Origin of the sequence: Caldimonas sp. KR1-144, from assembly GCF_049446155.1 — a bacterium.
Lineage (GTDB): Bacteria > Pseudomonadota > Gammaproteobacteria > Burkholderiales > Burkholderiaceae_C > Rivibacter.
Genome location: NZ_JBMSEE010000011.1, coordinates 182,442 through 199,246 on the forward strand (window position 1 = coordinate 182,442; position 16,805 = coordinate 199,246).

Below are 16,805 nucleotides of genomic sequence, written 5' to 3' on the forward strand. Positions count from 1 at the left end.
GCTTCTCGGTGCCAGCCGGCGCCGTGTCCATCGACCTGGAAATGAAGGAGACCTTGAATGACCTGGGAAACCCCGCAAGCCCGTGATCTGCGCTTCGGCTTCGAGATCACGATGTACATCTCGGCGCGCTAAGCCCCGAGCCGCGGAGCCCGCCACCCGGCGGGCTCTCTCGTTTCCGAACCACCCCTTTTCCTGCGATGCGCATCACGGTGCTCGGCTCGGCCGCCGGCGGCGGCTTTCCGCAGTGGAACTGCAACTGCCGCAACTGCGCCGGCGTGCGCAGCGGGTCGCTGCGCGCCAAGGCGCGCACGCAGTCGTCGATCTTCGTCCAGCCCGGCAACGGGAGCGACGGAGGCGTCGACGGCCTGCTGATCAACGCCTCGCCCGACATCCTCACGCAGATCCAGCGCAACCCGGCGCTGCAGCCGGCGCGCGGGCTGCGCGACACGGCCATTGCCGGCGTCGTGCTGATCGACGGCCAGATCGACCACGCCACCGGCCTGTTCATGCTGCGCGAGCGCACGAGCCCGCTGCCGCTGTGGTGCACCGACCCCGTCCATGAGGATCTCAGCACCGGCAACCCGGTGCTGCGGGTGCTGCAGCACTACTGCGGCACCGCGCGCGAGCGCATCCCGCTCGACGGCCGCGCGTTCTCGTCGCCGGCCGTGCCGGACCTGCTGCTGCGCGCGATGCCGCTGTCCAGCAAGGCCGCGCCCTACTCGCCGCACCGCGAGGCGCAGGTGCCGGGCGACAACATCGGGCTTTCGATCACCGATCGCGCCAGCGGGCGCTCGGTGTTCTACGCGCCCGGCCTCGGCGAGATCGACGAGCGCGTGTTCGACGCAATGAGCACCGCCGACGCGGTGATGGTCGACGGCACCTTCTGGACCGACGACGAGATGACCTCGCTGGGCATCAGCGGCAAGACCGCGCGCTCGATCGGCCACCTGCCCCAGTCCGGCCCCGGCGGCATGATCGAGTGGCTGTCCCGGCTGCCGGCGCGCACCCGCAAGCTGCTGATCCACATCAACAACACCAACCCCATCCTCGACGAGGACTCGCCGCAGCGTGCCGCGCTGGCCGCCGCGGGCATCGATGTGTGCGAGGACAGCCAGGTGATCACGCCATGACGATGCGCGCCGACATGCTCAAGCCCGTGGGTTCGGCCCACGACGGCGAACCCGCCTGGGACCGCACCGCCTTCGAGGCCCAGCTGCGCGAGCGCGGCAAGAGCTATCACATCCACCACCCGTTCAACGTGATGCTCAACACCGGCCGTGCCACGCCCGAGCAGATCCGCGGCTGGGTGGCCAACCGCTTCTACTACCAGATCGCGATTCCGGTGAAGGACGCGGCGGTGATGGCCAACTGCCCCGACCGCGCCGTGCGCCGCGGCTGGGTGCAGCGCATCCTCGACCACGACGGCTTCGAGCTCGGCGGTATAAGCGATGCCGGCGGCATCGAGGCCTGGCTGCGGCTGGCCGAGGCGGTGGGTCTTTCGCGCGACGAGGTGGAAGACCTGCGCCACGTGGTGCCCGGCGTGCGCTTCGCGGTCGACGCCTACGTCAGCTTCGCGCGCAAGGCGCCGTGGCAGGAAGCGGTGTGCTCGTCGCTGACCGAACTCTTCGCGCCCGAGATCCACAAGCAGCGCCTGGCGACCTGGCCCGAGCACTATCCGTGGATCGACAGCGAGGGCCTGACCTACTTCCGCAACCGCGTCAGCCAGGCGCGGCGCGACGTCGAGCAGGGCCTGTCGATCACGCTCGACCACTTCACGACGCGCGCGCTGCAGGAACGCGCGCTGCAGGTGCTGCAGTTCAAGCTCGACATCCTGTGGTCGATGAACGACGCGATGGCCACGCGCTACGGGGTGAACACGTGACTGAAGCGCTTTCGCTCGACCTGAAGCCGCGCATCGGCGCGGGCTTCCGGCTGCAGTGGGAGCCGGTGCAAAACGCTCACGTGCTGCTCTATCCGGAAGGCATGGTGCAGCTCAACGGCAGCGCCGGCGAGATCATGAAGCGCTGCAACGGCGAGTCGACGCTGGGCGAGATCGTGGTCGATCTCGAACGTACGTTCAACGCGCAGGGATTGTCGAAGGACGTCCTGGGCTTCGTCGAGATCGCCGCGAAGCAGCGCTGGCTGGAATGGACATGAAGCCCGAAGCCTCGCCGCGCCCCGGCCCGCCGCTGTGGCTGCTGGCCGAAGTCACGCACCGCTGTCCGCTGCACTGCGTGTTCTGCTTCAACCCGGTCGACTACGCGACGCACGAGCAGGAGCTCTCCACTGACGACTGGCTGCGCGTGCTGCGCGAGGCGCGCGAGCAAGGCGCGGTGCAATGCGGCTTCTCCGGCGGCGAGCCGCTGGTGCGAGACGACCTGGAGATCCTGGTCGCCGAGGCCCATCGCCTGGGCTACTACACCAACCTGCTGACCTCGGGCGTCGGCCTCACCGAGGCACGCGCCGCCGCGCTCAAGGCCGCGGGCCTGGACCACGTGCAGCTGTCGTTCCAGGATTCCACGCGCGAGATGAACGACTTCCTCTCGCACACCAGGACCTTCGAGCTCAAGCAGCGCGTCGCGAAGCTGATCAAGGCCAACGGCTGGCCGATGGTGATGAACGTGGTGATCCACCGCATGAACATCGACCACGTCGACCGCATCATCGGCATGGCGCACGAGCTGGGCGCCGAGTACGTGGAGCTGGCCAACACGCAGTACTACTCCTGGGCCTTCCTCAACCGCGCGCAGCTGCTGCCCACGCGCGAGCAGCTGCGGCGCGCCGAGCAGGTCACCGACGCCTGGCGCGCCCGGCTCGGCAACGAGATGAAGCTGTTCTTCGTCGCGCCCGACTACCACGAGGCGCGCCCGAAGAAGTGCATGAACGGCTGGGGCAACGTCTTCCTGACGATCGCGCCCGACGGCACCGCCTTGCCCTGCCACACCGCGCGCATGCTGCCGGGCCTCTCGTTCCCCAACGTGCGCGAATCGAGCATCCGCGACATCTGGTTCGACAGCGAGGGCTTCAACCGCTTTCGCGGCACCGGCTGGATGAAGGAGCCCTGCCGCAGCTGCGACCAGCGCGAGGCCGACCTCGGCGGCTGCCGCTGCCAGGCCTTCCTGATCGCCGGCGACGCCGCCGTGGCCGACCCGGTGTGCAGCAAGAGCCCGCACCACGCCAAGGTGCAAGAAGCGGTGGCGCAGGCCGAGCGCGGCGAGCCGGTCGCGCAGCCGCTGGTGTTCCGCGATCCCGCCAGTTCGCGGCGGCTGGCGAGCACCAGCTGATCGAGTCCGGCGCGCATCGCGATAATCCCGCGATGCGCGTCTTCCGCGGCTTCAACCACCCCGACCTCGCTGCGGCCTGCGCGGTCACCATCGGCAATTTCGACGGCGTCCACCGCGGTCACCAGGCCATGCTGGCCCTGCTGACCAACGAGGCGCGCCACCGCGGCGTGCCAAGCTGCGTGCTGAGCTTCGAGCCGCATCCGCGCGATTTCTTCGCCAGGCGTGCCGGCCAGCCGCAGGCGGCGCCGGCGCGCATCGCGACGCTGCGCGACAAGCTCGCCGAGCTCGAGCGCTGCGGCGTCGACCAGACGGTGATCCTGCGCTTCGACGAGCGCTTCGCGGCGCAATCGCCACAGGCCTTCATCGACGACGTGCTGGTCAAGGGCCTGGGCGCGCGCTACGTGTTGGTCGGCGACGACTTCCGCTTCGGCGCCCGGCGCGCCGGCGACTACGCCTTGCTCGACGCCGCCGGCGAAGCGGCCGGCTTCGACGTTGCGCGCATGCTCAGCTACGAGGTCCACGGCCTGCGCGTGTCCAGCTCCGCCGTGCGCGAGGCGCTGGCCGGCGGCGACATGGCGCTGGCCGCCTCGCTGCTCGGACGGCCCTACAGCATCAGCGGCCACGTGGTGCACGGACGCAAGCTCGGCCGCGAACTCGGCGCGCGGGAGATCGGTGGCTTTCGCACCCTGAACCTGCGCTTCCATCACCCCAAGCCGGCCGCGATGGGCATCTTCGTGGTGCGCACCCACGGCCTGCCGGGCGGCCCGCTCGACGGCGTCGCGAGCCTGGGCGTGCGTCCGACCGTGGAAGACGCGGGCCGCGTGCTGCTCGAGGTGCACTGCCTCGAGTGGCCTCAGCGCCTCGGCGCCGAGGGGGGCTACGGTAAACTCGTGCGCGTGGAACTGCTGCACAAACTGCGCGACGAGCTTCGCTTCGACAGCCTCGCCGCGCTGACCGACGCGATTGCCAAGGACGTGGCCGACGCCCGCGCCTGGCTCGCCGCGCACGCGTCCGAACGCCGCCAGACCACGCGCGACCGAATTTGACGCTGGCCGCGACGCCGCCGACGCCACCCCGCGCGCCGGCCCCGCGAGCCCCCGCCGGCTGCCCGCCGACGGGACCACGATCCAGGCGAAGCCTCATTGCCCTTCGCCGACAACGCGCACCAGGCTGCGCGACCGCGCCATGAACGACAAGACCACCGACTACCGCGCCACCCTCAACCTGCCGGACACGCCCTTCCCGATGCGCGGCGACCTGCCCAAGCGCGAGCCGGGCTGGGTGAAGAAGTGGAACGACGAAGGCACCTACCAGCGCCTGCGCGACGCGCGCGTGGGCCGTCCGAAGTTCGTGCTGCACGACGGCCCGCCGTACGCCAACGGCGCGCTGCACATCGGCCACGCGCTCAACAAGGTGCTCAAGGACATGATCGTCAAGTCCCGGCAGCTGGCCGGCTACGACGCGCGCTACGTGCCGGGCTGGGACTGCCACGGCCTGCCGATCGAGAACCAGATCGAGAAGACCTTCGGCCGCGGCCTCTCGCGCGACGAGGTGCAGGCCAAGAGCCGCGCCTACGCGACCGAGCAGATCGCTCAGCAGATGGCCGACTTCCAGCGCCTGGGCGTGCTGGGCGACTGGGGCCGGCCCTATCGCACGATGGACTTCGGCAACGAGGCCGGTGAGATCCGCGCGCTCAAGCGCCTGATGGAGCGCGGCTTCGTCTACCGCGGCCTGAAGCCGGTCTACTGGTGCTTCGACTGCGCAAGCTCCCTGGCCGAGTTCGAGATCGAATACGCCGACAAGGTCTCGCCCACCGTCGACGTGGCCTTCCTGTGCGCCGAGCCCGACAAGCTCGCCGCCGCGTTCGGCCTGAAGCGGCTCGCCAAGGACGCCTTCGTGGTGATCTGGACCACGACGCCCTGGACCATCCCCGCCAACCAGGCGCTGAACCTGAACCCGACGCTGGATTACGCGCTGGTCGACACCGAGCGCGGCCTGATGCTGGTGGCGCAGGCGCTGGTCGAGAAATGCCTCGAGCGCTGGGGCCTCACGGGCACCGTGGTCGCCACGACCAAGGGCCAGGCGCTCGACCGCATCGACTTCTTCCATCCGCTGGCCGCCGTGCACCCGGGCTACAACCGCCGCAGCCCGGTCTACCTGGCCGACTACGCGACCGCCGAAGACGGCACCGGCATCGTCCACTCGGCGCCGGCCTACGGCATCGACGACTTCAACTCGTGCATGGCCCATGGCCTGAAGCACGACCTGATCCTGAACCCGGTGCAGGGCAACGGCGTCTACGCCGCCGACCTGCCGCTGTTCGGCGGCCAGATGATCTGGAAGGCCAACCCGCTGATCGTCGAGGCCTTGCAGAACGCCGGTCGCCTGCTCGGCAGCGCCAAGCTCACGCACAGCTACCCGCACTGCTGGCGCCACAAGACGCCGGTGATCTACCGCGCCGCGGCGCAGTGGTTCGTGCGCATGGACGAGGGCGAGGGCGTGTTCACCGTCGACAAGGCGAAGAAGACGCTGCGCCAGACGGCCTTGGAGGCCATCGACGCGACCGCGTTCTATCCCGAGAACGGCCGCGCGCGGCTGCGCGACATGATCGCCAACCGCCCCGACTGGTGCATCAGCCGCCAGCGCAACTGGGGCGTGCCGCTGCCCTTCTTCCTGCACAAGCTCACGGGCGAGCTGCATCCGCGCACGCTGGAGTTCGTCGACCGCGCCGCGGCGCTGGTCGAGCAAGGCGGCGTCGAGGCGTGGTCGCGGCTCGACGCGCGCGAGTGGCTGGGCCCCGAGGCCGACGACTACACCAAGAGCACCGACATCCTCGACGTCTGGTTCGACTCGGGCAGCACCTTCTTCCACGTGCTGCGCGGCAGCCACCCCGAAGGCCGCCACGAGACCGGCCCCGAGGCCGACCTCTACCTCGAAGGCCACGACCAGCACCGCGGCTGGTTCCACTCGTCGCTCCTGATCGCCTGCGCAATGGAAGGCCGCGCGCCCTACCGCGGCCTGCTGACGCACGGCTTCGCGACCGACGGCCAGGGCCGCAAGATGAGCAAGTCGCTCGGCAACACCGTCGTGCCGCAGACGGTGAGCGAGAAGCTCGGCGCCGAGATCGTGCGCCTGTGGGTCGCCTCGACCGACTACTCGGGCGACCTCAACATCGACGACAAGATCCTCGCGCGCGTGGTCGATGCCTACCGGCGCATCCGCAACACGCTGCGCTTCCTGCTCGCCAACACGAGCGACTTCGATCCCTCCAAGGACGCAGTGCCGCTGGGCGAGCTGCTGGAGATCGACCGCTATGCGCTGGCGCGCGCCGCGCAGCTGCAGGCCGAGATCCTGGCGCACTACGAGGTCTACGAGTTCCACCCGGTGGTCGCCAAGCTGCAGGTCTACTGCTCCGAGGACCTGGGTGCGTTCTACCTCGACGTGCTCAAGGACCGCCTCTACACCACCGCGCCGGGCAGCCGCGCGCGGCGCAGCGCGCAGACCGCGCTGTGGCATCTCACGCACGCGATGCTGCGCTGGATGGCGCCGTTCCTGAGCTTCACGGCCGAGGAAGCCTGGCCGATCTTCGCGGCCGGCCCGACCAAGGCGCCGGTGTCGTCGTCGATCTTCACCGAGACCTACTGGTCGCTGCCCGAGGACGGCGATGCCGCGCTGCTCGCCAAGTGGCAGCGCATCCGCGAGATCCGCGAGACGGTCAACAAGGCGATCGAAGACGTGCGCGCCGCCGGCGGCGTGGGCTCCTCGCTGCAGGCCAACGTGACGATCGCGGCCAACGCCGAAGACCGCGCGCTGCTCGCCTCGCTCGGCGCCGACCTCAAGTTCGTGCTGATCACCTCGGCGGCCGCCGTCGTGCCCGGCGACGAGCTCGCGGTCAGCGTGACGCCCAGCACCGCGGCCAAGTGCGAGCGCTGCTGGCACTGGCGCGACGACGTCGGCGCCGACGCGGCGCACCCCTCGATCTGCGGACGCTGCGTGGCCAACCTGTACGGCGCGGGCGAACCGCGCGCGGTGGCCTGATGGCGCGCGCGGCGGTGGCCGCGGGCGGCGGCGCCCGCAACCTGCTGTGGTGGGTGCTGGTCGCCGCCGTCGTGATCGTCGCCGACCAGTTCACCAAGACGCTTGTCGTCGGCTGGTTCGAGCTCGGCGACGCGCGGCCGGTGACCTCGTTCTTCAACCTCGTGCGGGTGCACAACACCGGCGCGGCGTTCAGCTTCCTGGCCGGCGCCTCCGGCTGGCAGCGCTGGTTCTTCGTCGGCCTGGGCGTGGCGTTCACCGCGTTTTGCCTGTGGATGCTGCGCCAGCACGGCGCGACGCAGCGCCTGTTCGCCTGGGCGCTGACGCTGATCATGGGCGGCGCCTTGGGCAACGTGATCGACCGCCTGATCCACGGCTACGTGGTCGACTTCCTCGACTTCCACTTCCGCTTCCTCGCCCCGCTCTTCCACGGCGGGCACTTCCCGGCCTTCAACCTCGCCGACATGGCGATCACGCTCGGCGCGGTGCTGCTGATCGTCGACGAGCTGCGTCGCGTGCGGCGCGGCTGAACCGCCGCGCGGTGCAATCCGTCACGCCGGCGGCGCGGCGCGAAAGCATCAGCAAAAGAGAGTCCGAAGCCCAGACAAGCCGGCACCAACCCACGCTCCTAGAGTGGCGGGCCGCATCGCGCGCCAGCGGTGCAACAAGCCGTGCCTGCCATGACCGCGTCGCCGTCGTCCGCTTCGTCGGATCGTGACTTCCCGCTGCTGCGCTATTACTCGCTGACCGCGCTGGCGCTCATGCTGCTGGCGGCGTCGGTGCTGGCCCTGGGCTACAAGGTGTGGGTCGAGAGCGACCTGGTCGAACAGGGCGGCCGCGCCAACGCCACGCTCACGCGCGCCATCCACAACGCGCTCGCCGACGATCTGCGCCATGCGGCATCGTCGGGCGAGCGTCGCATCGAGGAGATCGACCGCACGATCCGCCGCATGATCGGTGGCACGCCGATCCACAAGGTCAAGATCTACGACGCGCGCGGCATCACGGTGTACTCCACCGAACGCGGCCAGATCGGCCAGTCGCAGGCCGCAACGCCCGCGTTCCAGCGCGCGCGTCGCGGCCAGATCGTGAACACGGTGAGCTTTCGGCACCGGTTCAACTCGATCGAAGGCGAGGTCTTCGACCGCAACCTGCTCAGCAGCTACGTACCGGTGGCCGATGCCACGGGCCGGGTCGACGCCGTCTTCGAGCTCTACCAGGACATGCCCGACTTCGGTGCGCAGGCCCGGGCCTCGTCGATGCGCGGCTTCGCGCTGATCTTCGGCGTGATGCTGCTGCTGTACGGCGGCCTGCTGCTGGTCGTGCGGCGCGGCGCCCGGGTCATCGAGCGCCAGCGCCGCAGCCTCTACGAGGTCCACCAGCACCTCGTCGACGCCAAGCAGGCCGCCGAGCGCGCCAGCCGCTCGAAAAGCGCCTTCCTCGCCAACATGAGCCACGAGATCCGCACCCCGCTGCACGGCATGCTCGGCCTGGCCGCGCTGCTGCAGCAGTCCTCGCTGTCGAGCGTCCAGTCGCGCTACGTGGCGAGCCTGGAGAGCTCGGGCAAGGCGCTGCTGCGCATCATCAACGACGTGCTCGACCTCTCCAAGATCGAAGCCGACCGGATGACGATCGAGGAGACCGAGTTCGACCTGCGCGCCATGGTCGAGGAGGTCGCCTCGCTGATGAGCCCCACCGCCCGGCAAAAGGGCCTCGAATGGCACACCGAGATCGACGCCGGGCTGCCGCACGTCGTGCGCGGCGACCCGGTGCGGCTGCAGCAGGTGCTGACCAACCTGGTCGGCAACGCGATCAAGTTCACCGACCGCGGCTCGGTGCGGCTGATCGTCTCGGCCTGGCGGCGCGGCAGCAGCGATGTGCGCTTCTCGGTCGTCGACAGCGGCGTCGGCATGGCCGCGGAAGCGCTGGACCGCGTGTTCGAGCCCTTCATCCAGGCCGACGCGTCGACCTCGCGCCGCTACGGCGGCACCGGTCTCGGCCTGGCGATCGTGGCCGGCATCGTCAAGACCATGGGCGGACGCATCGACGTGCGCAGCGCCCCCGGCGCCGGCAGCGCCTTCCACTTCATCTGCACGCTGCCGCGCGTCGAGGCGCCGCAGCCGCCCCCCGCCGCGACCGCCGACGCGCCATCGCCCGCAAGCGCCGCGCCCGCACTGCGGCGCTTCCTGCTCGCCGAGGACAACCCGGTCAACCAGCTCTACGCGCAGGCGCTGCTCGCGCGCATGAACCACGACGTGTGCATCGTCTCGAACGGCCGCGAAGCCGTCGAGACCTGGTCGAGCCAGGGGCCGTTCGACGCCATCCTGATGGACTGCCACATGCCGGAATGCGACGGCTACCAGGCGGCCCGCACGATCCGGGAGATCGAGCGTTCGCGCGGCCTGCCCCGCACGCCCATCATCGCCGTCACCGCCAGCGTGATGACCGAAGACCGCGCCGAGTGCCTGCAGCACGGCATGGATGCGGTGCTGGGCAAGCCGTTCTCGCCGCAGGAGCTCGAGCAGGCGCTGGGTGATTCGGCCCTCGAGGCACTGCGCGCGCAGTTGCCGCCGCTGCCGCCCGCCTTCGTCGGGCCCAAGCCCAGGCCGCGCGGCGGCGCCGGCCCGGCCGCCCTGCGCGCCCAGCACGCTGCCCCCGCCTGAGACGGCGGGCCGCGGCTGCGGGCTGACCCTCTGGCCGCAGCCGCGCCGAGTGCACTAGCCTTGCGGCATGCACGACGACCCGCCCGCCCCGCTGGTCCCAGCCGACGCCTCCGCCGGCCCGCGCGCGCCGGGCGTGCTCGACTACACGCTCGCCCCGCTGTCGTGGCGCGATCCGCTGCGCTGGCTCGCGCTCGGCTGGCGCGACTTCCTGCGCTGCCCCGGCCTGGGCCTGTTCTACGGCTTCGCGTTCGCGGCCATGGGCTGGTGCCTGCTGTTCGCGTTTCGCCACGCGCCGGCCTGGACGCTGGCGCTGTCGGCCGGCTTCCTGCTGGTTGGCCCGTTCATGTGCATGGGCCTGTACCAGGCCAGCCAACGGCTCGAACGCGGCGAGCAGCCGGCGCTGGCCGACTCGCTGCTGGCATGGGAAGACAAGCTCGGCGCGATGGCGATCTTCGGCGGCGTGCTGCTGATCCTGGAGATGGTGTGGGCGCGCGCTTCGCTGGTCGTGTTCGCGATCAGCTTCGACGGCATGCCGGACTTCGGCGGCTCGCTCGCCGGGCTGCTCACGCTGGAGAACCTCGGCTTCATCGTCGCCTACCTCGCCGTCGGCGGCGTGTTCGCCGGGCTGATCTTCGGCATCAGCGTGGTCAGCATCCCGATGCTGCTGGACCAGCCGGTCGACGCGATCACCGCCGCGCTGACCAGCCTGCGCCTCGTGCTGTCGCGCCCGCTGGTGATGCTGTGCTGGGGCGCGCTGATCACGCTCATCGTCGCGCTGGCCCTGCTGCCCGGATTCGCCGGCCTGCTGGTCGCCGGCCCGGTGCTCGGTCATGCGTCGTGGCACGCCTACCGGGCGGCCGTTCGCCCGGCGCGCGACACCTCGTCTGCCTGACGGTTGCGCCGGCTCGGCGGCGGCCCCACCATCGCGGCGGGACGCGGCTGCGACGATGCAGCAAAGGGGTGGAGGTGGCGCACACCGGAGCCGACACGCAGGCCGATGACACCGGCTTCACGCTGGATTCGCAGCTGCTGGCCGTGCGCAAGGCCGAGCGCGCGCGGCGCGTGTTCGCGCGCCAGGTCCCGGCCATCCGCGCTGCCGGTTTCACGGTGCTGTGCCTCATCGTGCTGGTGCAGCAGTGGAGCCGCGGCGGCAGCGCCGGCGACCCGCAGGCGCTGGCCCTGGTGGTCGGCAACCTGGCCTACGCCGCCGTCGGCTGGCTCTTGCTGCGCCTGGGCCATGGCCGCACCGGCCGCGTCGACCTGAGCCTTGCGCTGTTCCACGTCGACATCCTCGTGTGGCTGGTCAACCTGCACTGGCTCGAGCAGGGCAACCTGTTCTTCGCCTTCTTCATGCTGGTGCGCGTGAGCGATCAGATCGGCGCGGGCTTCAAGCGCGCGCTGTACTTCTGCCACGTGATCGTGCTGGCCTATCTCGCCTATGCGCTGTGGGCGCAGCTGCATGCGCCGGCGCTGGCCGGCTGGACCGAGCGGCTGGGCATCGCCGCGGTGATGTACCTGCTGGGCGTCTACCTCGCCTTCACCGGCGTCGTGACCGAGAAGCTGCGCAACCGCATGCAGGAAGCCGTGCGCGCCGGCCGCGCGCTGGTCGACGCGCTGGCCCAGCGCACGCAGGCACTCGAGCTCCAGGCGCTCGAGCTCGACAAGGCACGGCAGCTCGCCGAGCAGGCCAGCCGGGCGAAGTCGCAGTTCCTCGCGACGATCAGCCACGAGATCCGCACGCCGATGAACGGCATCCTCGGCACCACCGAGCTGCTGCTCGGCACCTCGCTCACGCGCTCGCAGCAGCACTACGCCAAGACCACCTACCGCTCGGCACGAGCGCTGCTGGCGCTGATCGACGACGTGCTCGATCTCTCCCGCATGGGCGCCGGCAAGCTCAGCCTGCAGGTCGCCACCTTCGACCTGCCGGCGCTCGCGACCGAGACCGTCGAGCTGATGGCCGCGACCGCTCGCGACAAGCCGGTGCAGGTCTCGTGCGAGCTGGCGCCGCAGGTGCCACGCTGGGTGCGTTCGGACGCGTTGCGGCTGCGCCAGGTGCTGGTCAACCTGCTGCACAACGGCGTCAAGTTCACCGAGAACGGCATCGTTTCGCTCGAAGTCAGCGTGCTCGGCCGCAACACCGCTTCGGTCGACCTGCGCTTCGCCGTGCGCGACACCGGCGTGGGCATTGCCGCCGACCAGCTCCACGCGGTGTTCGACGCCTTTACGCAGGTCGACGGCTCGACCACGCGGCGCCACGGCGGCAGCGGCCTGGGCCTGGCGATCGTCAAGGACATCGTCCAGCTGATGGGCGGCCAGATCGCGGTGAGCAGCGAACCCGGCAAGGGCTCGCGCTTCTGGTTCGACGTGCGCATGCTGGTCGGACGCGCCGACGAACTCGCGGCCGCCGCGCCGCAGGTGGCGGCGCGCGACGAGCCGGTGCACCTGCTGCTGGCCGAGGACGACCTGGTCAACCAGATGGTCGTCGCCGAGATGCTCAAGGCGCATGGCTGGGCGGTGGACCTGGTCGACAACGGCGAGGCGGCGCTCGCCGCGATGCTCGAGCACCGCTACGACCTCGTCTTCATGGACTGCCACATGCCGACGATGGACGGCTACGAGGCCACGCGGCGCCTTCGCGAGGCCGAGCGCCTGCGCGGCACGCACGTGCCGATCGTCGCGCTGACGGCCAACACGCTGGCCTCCGACCGCGAGCGCTGCGTCGAGGCCGGCATGGACGACTACCTGTCCAAGCCGGTGACCAGCGCGCAGCTGTCGGCCGCCGTCGAACGCTGGACCGGCCGGCGCGTCCAGTCGGTCACGCAGTGGTGAGCCGGCGCCGCCGGCGGCGCGACGCTCAGGGCAGCAGCACGCTGCAGCCGGTGGTCAGCCGCGCTTCGAGGTCGCGATGCGCCTGCGCCGCGTCGGCCAGCGCATAGCGTCGTTCGACCGGGATCTTCACCGCGCCGCTTGCGACCATCTGGAACAGGTCGTCGGCCATCGCCTGGGTCGCCTCGCGCGTCGCGATGTGGGTGAAGATGGTCGGGCGCGTCACGTACAGCGAGCCCTTGCTCGCCAGCACGCCGAGGTTGAGCGGCGCGACCGGCCCCGACGCGGCGCCGAACAAGGCCATCAGCCCGAACGGGCGCAGGCAGTCGATCGACTTGTCGAAGGTGTCCTTGCCGACCGAGTCGTAGACCACCTTCACGCCCGCGCCGCCGGTGATCTCCTTGACGCGCGCGACGAAGTCCTCGCTGCGGTAGTTGATCGCGTGCGCGGCACCGCTGGCCCTGGCGAGCGCGCACTTCTCGTCGCTGCCCGCGGTGCCGATCAGTTGCAGGCCCATCGCCTTGGCCCATTGGCAGGCGATCAGGCCGACGCCCCCGGCCGCCGCGTGGAACAGCACGAAGTCGCCCGGCTGCAACCCGCCTTGCGGCTGCGTCTTGCGCAGCAGGTACTGCACCGTCAGGCCCTTGAGCATCATCGCGGCGCCGGTCTCGAAATCGATCCCGTCGGGCAGCTGGACGACGCACTTGGCCGGCATCACGCGCGCCTCGCAGTAGCTGCCCGGCGGCTGGCTCACGTAGGCGACGCGGTCGCCCGCCTGCAAGTGGGTGACGCCGGCGCCCACCGCCTCGACGACGCCCGCGCCTTCCATGCCGATGCCGTACGGCGTCGGCAGCGGGTAGGCGCCGGTGCGGTGGTAGACGTCGATGTAGTTCAGGCCGCAGGCATGGTGGCGGATGCGCACCTCGCCCGCGCCGGGATCGCCGACGGCCACCTCGACCAGCTTCATCGCCTCGGGCCCGCCGGGTGCGTCGACCTGGATCGCCTTCATGGGTACTCCTCTCGTTCGTGATGTCAGGGGTTCGGCCGGCGCTCGCGCGGTCCGTTCTCCGGTATCGTGCCAGTGTTGCGATGACCCCGTGCTCCGATGCGCCGTCTCCAGGCCGCCCCCAACCTCGCGATCGCCACGCTGTGGGCCGACTGGCTCAGCGGCGGCGGCATTGCCGCGAGCGTGCAGCGCGCCAACGCGCAGGCGATCGCCGGCCAGATCCCGCCCGACCAGTGCCTGCCCGAGGTCTGGATCGAGGACGACGACCGCGTCGACGCGGCGCGCGCGTTGCTGGCCGGCCTGACCGCCGCGCCGGCGCGCGATTGGGTCTGCCCGCACTGCCGCGAACGCATCGAAGGTCCGTTCGAGGAGTGCTGGAACTGCGGCGCGGCGATGCCGCGCTGATGCACCGCCGATGCACCCTTCCCGTCGCCTCGTGAGGGGCGACCGCCAATGAACCCCAGGCCCCGCCGACGCGCGCCGGCGGCGCCGCCGGCCTGCCCTTCGCTTCGTCCATGTCGTCTCGCCTCACTCCCCGCATCGCCTTGCTGATGACGCTGCCGCCGCTGCTGTGGGCCGGCAACGCGGTCGTCGGGCGGCTGCTGGTCGGCCAGGTGCCGCCGCTGGCGCTCAACGCGCTGCGCTGGCTGCTGGCGCTCGCGCTGCTGCTGCCGTTGGGCTGGCGCGCGCTGGCCGCGCCGCGCGAGCTCATCGCGCGCTGGCCCTACCTGCTCCTGCTCGGCACGCTCGGCGTCGGCAGCTACAACGCGCTGCAGTACATGGCGCTGGTGACCACGACGCCGATCAACGTCACGCTGATCGCCGCCAGCATGCCGGTGTGGATGATGGCCGTCGGCGCCGCGTTCTACGGCGTCGCGCCGCAACGCCGCCAGCTGGTCGGCGCGGCGCTCTCGCTGGCCGGCGTCGCGCTGGTGATCGCGCGCGGCAACCTGCACGCGCTGGGCGAGGTGCAGTTCGTGCGCGGCGACTTCTACATCGTCGCGGCCATCATCGCGTGGGCGTTCTACAGCTGGCTGCTGGCGAGGCCGCCGGCGCACCTGCAGGCCGATGCCGCGCCGCGCGTGGCCGATGGCCACGGCGGCACGCGCGGCTGGAACTGGGCCGAAACGCTGGCCGTGCAGGTGGTCTTCGGCCTCGCCGGTGCCGGCGCGGCCGCGGGCGTCGAGCAGGCCGCCGGCGCCGCGCCGATCCAGTGGGGCGCCGGCGTCGCGCTGGCGCTGCTGTACGTGGCCGTCGGGCCCTCGGTGATCGCCTACCGCTGCTGGGGCCTGGGCGTGTCGGTCGCCGGGCCGGCGGTGGCTGCGTTCTTCGGCAACCTCACGCCGCTGTTCGCGGCGCTGCTGTCGGCGCTGATGCTCGGCGAGCCGCCGCGCTGGTACCACGGCATCGCGTTCGCGCTGATTGTCGCGGGCATCGTGGTGTCTTCACGTTCATCCTCACGCGCAGACTCCTAGGGGGCGTTGCCGCGGCAGCGCTGGCTATGATGCGCCAGCCGTACCCATCCGCATGAGCGCCCCACCCGCCTCCCCCGACGCCGATCCCGCCCGCCTTCGCGAGTTCGAAGCGTGGTGCGAGCGACTGCCCGGCGCGCTGATCGCGGTGGCCGCCGACGGCCGCCTGCTCGCCGCCGGGCAGGGTCTGTCGGAGCTCAGCGGCTGGCCGCGTGGCAGCCTGCTGGGCACCGGCTGGCGCGAACGCATCGCCCCGGCCTCGCGCAGCGAATGGCAGGCCGCGCTGGCGGCGCCGGGCGCGCGCGGGCCCGCCGGGCTGCGGCTGGACCTGCAGTACACGCGCGCCGACGGCGGCATCGGCTGGCTCGACTGCGCTGTACGCTGGGACGCGCAGCTCGGCGCCTTCGTCTGCTCGATGCACGACATCACCGCACGCAAGGTCGCCGAGCTGGCGGCGCGCCTGAAGGCGGCGCAGTTCCAGGTGCTGGCCGACAACGTGCCGGCGCTGATCGCGTACTACGAGCTCGAGGACCATCGCTGCCAGTTCGCCAACCGGCGCTACGCGAGCAATTTCGGCTGGGACGAGCAGAGCATCGTCGGGCGCACGGCGCACGAGATCGTCGGCGAGCGCGGCTGGCAGCAGATCAAGCCCTTCATCGACGAGGTCGTGCGCGAGCGCCACGTGGTGTCCTACGAGCGCGAGCTGACCGGCCCCGACGGCCAGCACCAGTGGATCGAGGTCGAGGTGCTGCCGCACCTGGCGCCGCAGGACGGCGAGCTGCTCGGCGCCTTCGTGCGCGTGACCGACATCACCAAGCACCGCCTCGCCGAGCGCGCGGTGCGCGAGTCGGAGGAGCGGCTGCAGAAGTTCATGCAGGCCAGCGCCGAAGGCATCGTGTTCCATCGCGACGGCCTCGTGCTCGACGTCAACCCGCCGCTGGCCGCGCTGATCGGCTACACGCGCGACGAGCTGCTGGGCCGGCGCACCACAGAGTTCGTCGCCCCCGAAGCGATCGAGCAGGTGATGAGCACGATCGCCTCGGAGGGCGACCGCAACTACGAAAGCGCGGTGATCCACCGCAACGGCACGCGCATCCCGGTCGAGCTGCTGACGCGCGGCATCACGATCGACGGCGAACGGCTGCGCTTCGTGATCGTGCGCGACATCCGCGACCGCATCGCGGCGCAGGCGCGCATCCACCACCTGGCGCACCACGACGCCTTGACCGGCCTGCCCAACCGCCTGGCCTTCGTCGAGCAGCTCGAGCAGCTCGCCGCCTCGCACCGCGCCGACGACGCCGCGATGGCGCTGCTGTTCATCGACCTCGACCACTTCAAGCGCGTCAACGACTCGCTCGGCCACCTCGCCGGCGACACGCTCTTGCAGACCGTGGCCTCTCGCATCACCGGCTGCCTGCGCGCCAGCGACCGCGTCGCGCGCTTCGGCGGCGACGAGTTCATGGTGCTGCTCACCGGCGCCTCCGACCGCAGCGTGGTCGAGCAGGTCGCGCACAAG

General features: G+C 71.0%; 15 protein-coding genes. 14 read left to right on the plus strand and 1 reads right to left on the minus strand.

The features are described from left to right. Positions 1 to 57: 57 nt before the first annotated feature. The 11 genes from pqqA (at position 58) to ACO2TI_RS22055 (ending at position 12,814) form a co-directional block, all read left to right on the plus strand. On the plus strand, positions 58 to 132 hold the full coding sequence (gene pqqA, locus ACO2TI_RS22005) for a pyrroloquinoline quinone precursor peptide PqqA (protein WP_423287512.1): 75 nt from the start codon (positions 58 to 60) through the stop codon (positions 130 to 132). 65 nt (positions 133 to 197) lie between these two features. Next, positions 198 to 1,130, plus strand: a complete 933-nt coding sequence (gene pqqB, locus ACO2TI_RS22010) for a pyrroloquinoline quinone biosynthesis protein PqqB (RefSeq protein ID WP_423287466.1) — start codon at positions 198 to 200, stop codon at positions 1,128 to 1,130. Further along, positions 1,127 to 1,882, plus strand: coding sequence for a pyrroloquinoline-quinone synthase PqqC (gene pqqC / locus ACO2TI_RS22015; protein WP_423287468.1), 756 nt, complete (start codon positions 1,127 to 1,129; stop codon positions 1,880 to 1,882). The genes pqqB and pqqC overlap by 4 nt, the downstream gene beginning before the upstream one ends. Next, positions 1,879 to 2,157 carry a pyrroloquinoline quinone biosynthesis peptide chaperone PqqD gene (pqqD, locus tag ACO2TI_RS22020; RefSeq protein ID WP_423287470.1) on the plus strand — a complete coding sequence of 93 codons (279 nt, stop codon included), beginning with the start codon at positions 1,879 to 1,881 and terminating at the stop codon, positions 2,155 to 2,157. Before pqqC ends, pqqD begins: the two co-directional genes overlap by 4 nt. Next, on the plus strand, positions 2,154 to 3,284 hold the full coding sequence (gene pqqE / locus ACO2TI_RS22025; RefSeq protein ID WP_423287472.1) for a pyrroloquinoline quinone biosynthesis protein PqqE: 1,131 nt from the start codon (positions 2,154 to 2,156) through the stop codon (positions 3,282 to 3,284). Before pqqD ends, pqqE begins: the two co-directional genes overlap by 4 nt. A 32-nt stretch (positions 3,285 to 3,316) precedes the next feature. Continuing rightward, positions 3,317 to 4,330: a bifunctional riboflavin kinase/FAD synthetase gene (locus ACO2TI_RS22030; RefSeq protein ID WP_423287474.1), complete on the plus strand. Its 1,014-nt coding sequence runs from the start codon at positions 3,317 to 3,319 to the stop codon at positions 4,328 to 4,330. Positions 4,331 to 4,469: 139 nt separating this feature from the next. Then, the gene (ileS, locus tag ACO2TI_RS22035; RefSeq protein ID WP_423287476.1) at positions 4,470 to 7,322 is read left to right on the plus strand and encodes an isoleucine--tRNA ligase; all 2,853 of its coding nucleotides are present in this window, start codon (positions 4,470 to 4,472) and stop codon (positions 7,320 to 7,322) included. Next, complete coding sequence (gene lspA, locus ACO2TI_RS22040; protein WP_423287478.1) at positions 7,322 to 7,849, plus strand: signal peptidase II; 528 nt, start codon at positions 7,322 to 7,324, stop codon at positions 7,847 to 7,849. Before ileS ends, lspA begins: the two co-directional genes overlap by 1 nt. Before the next feature lie 150 nt (positions 7,850 to 7,999). Then, positions 8,000 to 9,982 carry an ATP-binding protein gene (locus ACO2TI_RS22045; protein WP_423287514.1) on the plus strand — a complete coding sequence of 661 codons (1,983 nt, stop codon included), beginning with the start codon at positions 8,000 to 8,002 and terminating at the stop codon, positions 9,980 to 9,982. Positions 9,983 to 10,049: 67 nt separating this feature from the next. Next, the gene (locus ACO2TI_RS22050; RefSeq protein ID WP_423287480.1) at positions 10,050 to 10,874 is read left to right on the plus strand and encodes a DUF2189 domain-containing protein; all 825 of its coding nucleotides are present in this window, start codon (positions 10,050 to 10,052) and stop codon (positions 10,872 to 10,874) included. A 74-nt stretch (positions 10,875 to 10,948) separates the two neighbouring features. Further along, positions 10,949 to 12,814 carry an ATP-binding protein gene (locus ACO2TI_RS22055; RefSeq protein ID WP_423287482.1) on the plus strand — a complete coding sequence of 622 codons (1,866 nt, stop codon included), beginning with the start codon at positions 10,949 to 10,951 and terminating at the stop codon, positions 12,812 to 12,814. Positions 12,815 to 12,839: 25 nt separating this feature from the next. On the opposite strand, the gene ACO2TI_RS22060 is transcribed toward ACO2TI_RS22055, so the two are convergent. Next, positions 12,840 to 13,820, minus strand: coding sequence for a quinone oxidoreductase family protein (locus tag ACO2TI_RS22060; protein ID WP_423287484.1), 981 nt, complete (start codon positions 13,818 to 13,820; stop codon positions 12,840 to 12,842). 96 nt (positions 13,821 to 13,916) lie between these two features. Here ACO2TI_RS22060 and ACO2TI_RS22065 point away from each other — a divergent pair, with 96 nt between their 5' ends. The 3 genes from ACO2TI_RS22065 to ACO2TI_RS22075 form a co-directional block, all read left to right on the plus strand. Continuing rightward, positions 13,917 to 14,222, plus strand: a complete 306-nt coding sequence (locus ACO2TI_RS22065; RefSeq protein ID WP_423287486.1) for a DUF2007 domain-containing protein — start codon at positions 13,917 to 13,919, stop codon at positions 14,220 to 14,222. Between the two features lie 110 nt (positions 14,223 to 14,332). Further along, positions 14,333 to 15,292 (plus strand): DMT family transporter, encoded by a 960-nt coding sequence (locus tag ACO2TI_RS22070; RefSeq protein WP_423287488.1) that lies wholly within the window; start codon positions 14,333 to 14,335, stop codon positions 15,290 to 15,292. Between the two features lie 52 nt (positions 15,293 to 15,344). Next, on the plus strand, positions 15,345 to 16,805 hold a 1,461-nt coding region (locus tag ACO2TI_RS22075; protein WP_423287490.1), incomplete at its 3' end, for a PAS domain S-box protein.

Coding starts and splice junctions, on each gene's coding strand:
- pqqB (WP_423287466.1), top strand. CDS start 198: ATGCGCATCACGGTGCTCGGCTCGGCCGCCGGCGGCGGCTTTCCGCAG.
- ACO2TI_RS22070 (WP_423287488.1), top strand. CDS start 14,333: ATGTCGTCTCGCCTCACTCCCCGCATCGCCTTGCTGATGACGCTGCCG.
- ACO2TI_RS22050 (WP_423287480.1), top strand. CDS start 10,050: ATGCACGACGACCCGCCCGCCCCGCTGGTCCCAGCCGACGCCTCCGCC.
- ACO2TI_RS22030 (WP_423287474.1), top strand. CDS start 3,317: ATGCGCGTCTTCCGCGGCTTCAACCACCCCGACCTCGCTGCGGCCTGC.
- ileS (WP_423287476.1), top strand. CDS start 4,470: ATGAACGACAAGACCACCGACTACCGCGCCACCCTCAACCTGCCGGAC.
- pqqE (WP_423287472.1), top strand. CDS start 2,154: ATGAAGCCCGAAGCCTCGCCGCGCCCCGGCCCGCCGCTGTGGCTGCTG.
- ACO2TI_RS22060 (WP_423287484.1), bottom strand. CDS start 13,820: ATGAAGGCGATCCAGGTCGACGCACCCGGCGGGCCCGAGGCGATGAAG.
- ACO2TI_RS22065 (WP_423287486.1), top strand. CDS start 13,917: ATGCGCCGTCTCCAGGCCGCCCCCAACCTCGCGATCGCCACGCTGTGG.
- lspA (WP_423287478.1), top strand. CDS start 7,322: ATGGCGCGCGCGGCGGTGGCCGCGGGCGGCGGCGCCCGCAACCTGCTG.
- pqqC (WP_423287468.1), top strand. CDS start 1,127: ATGACGATGCGCGCCGACATGCTCAAGCCCGTGGGTTCGGCCCACGAC.
- ACO2TI_RS22045 (WP_423287514.1), top strand. CDS start 8,000: ATGACCGCGTCGCCGTCGTCCGCTTCGTCGGATCGTGACTTCCCGCTG.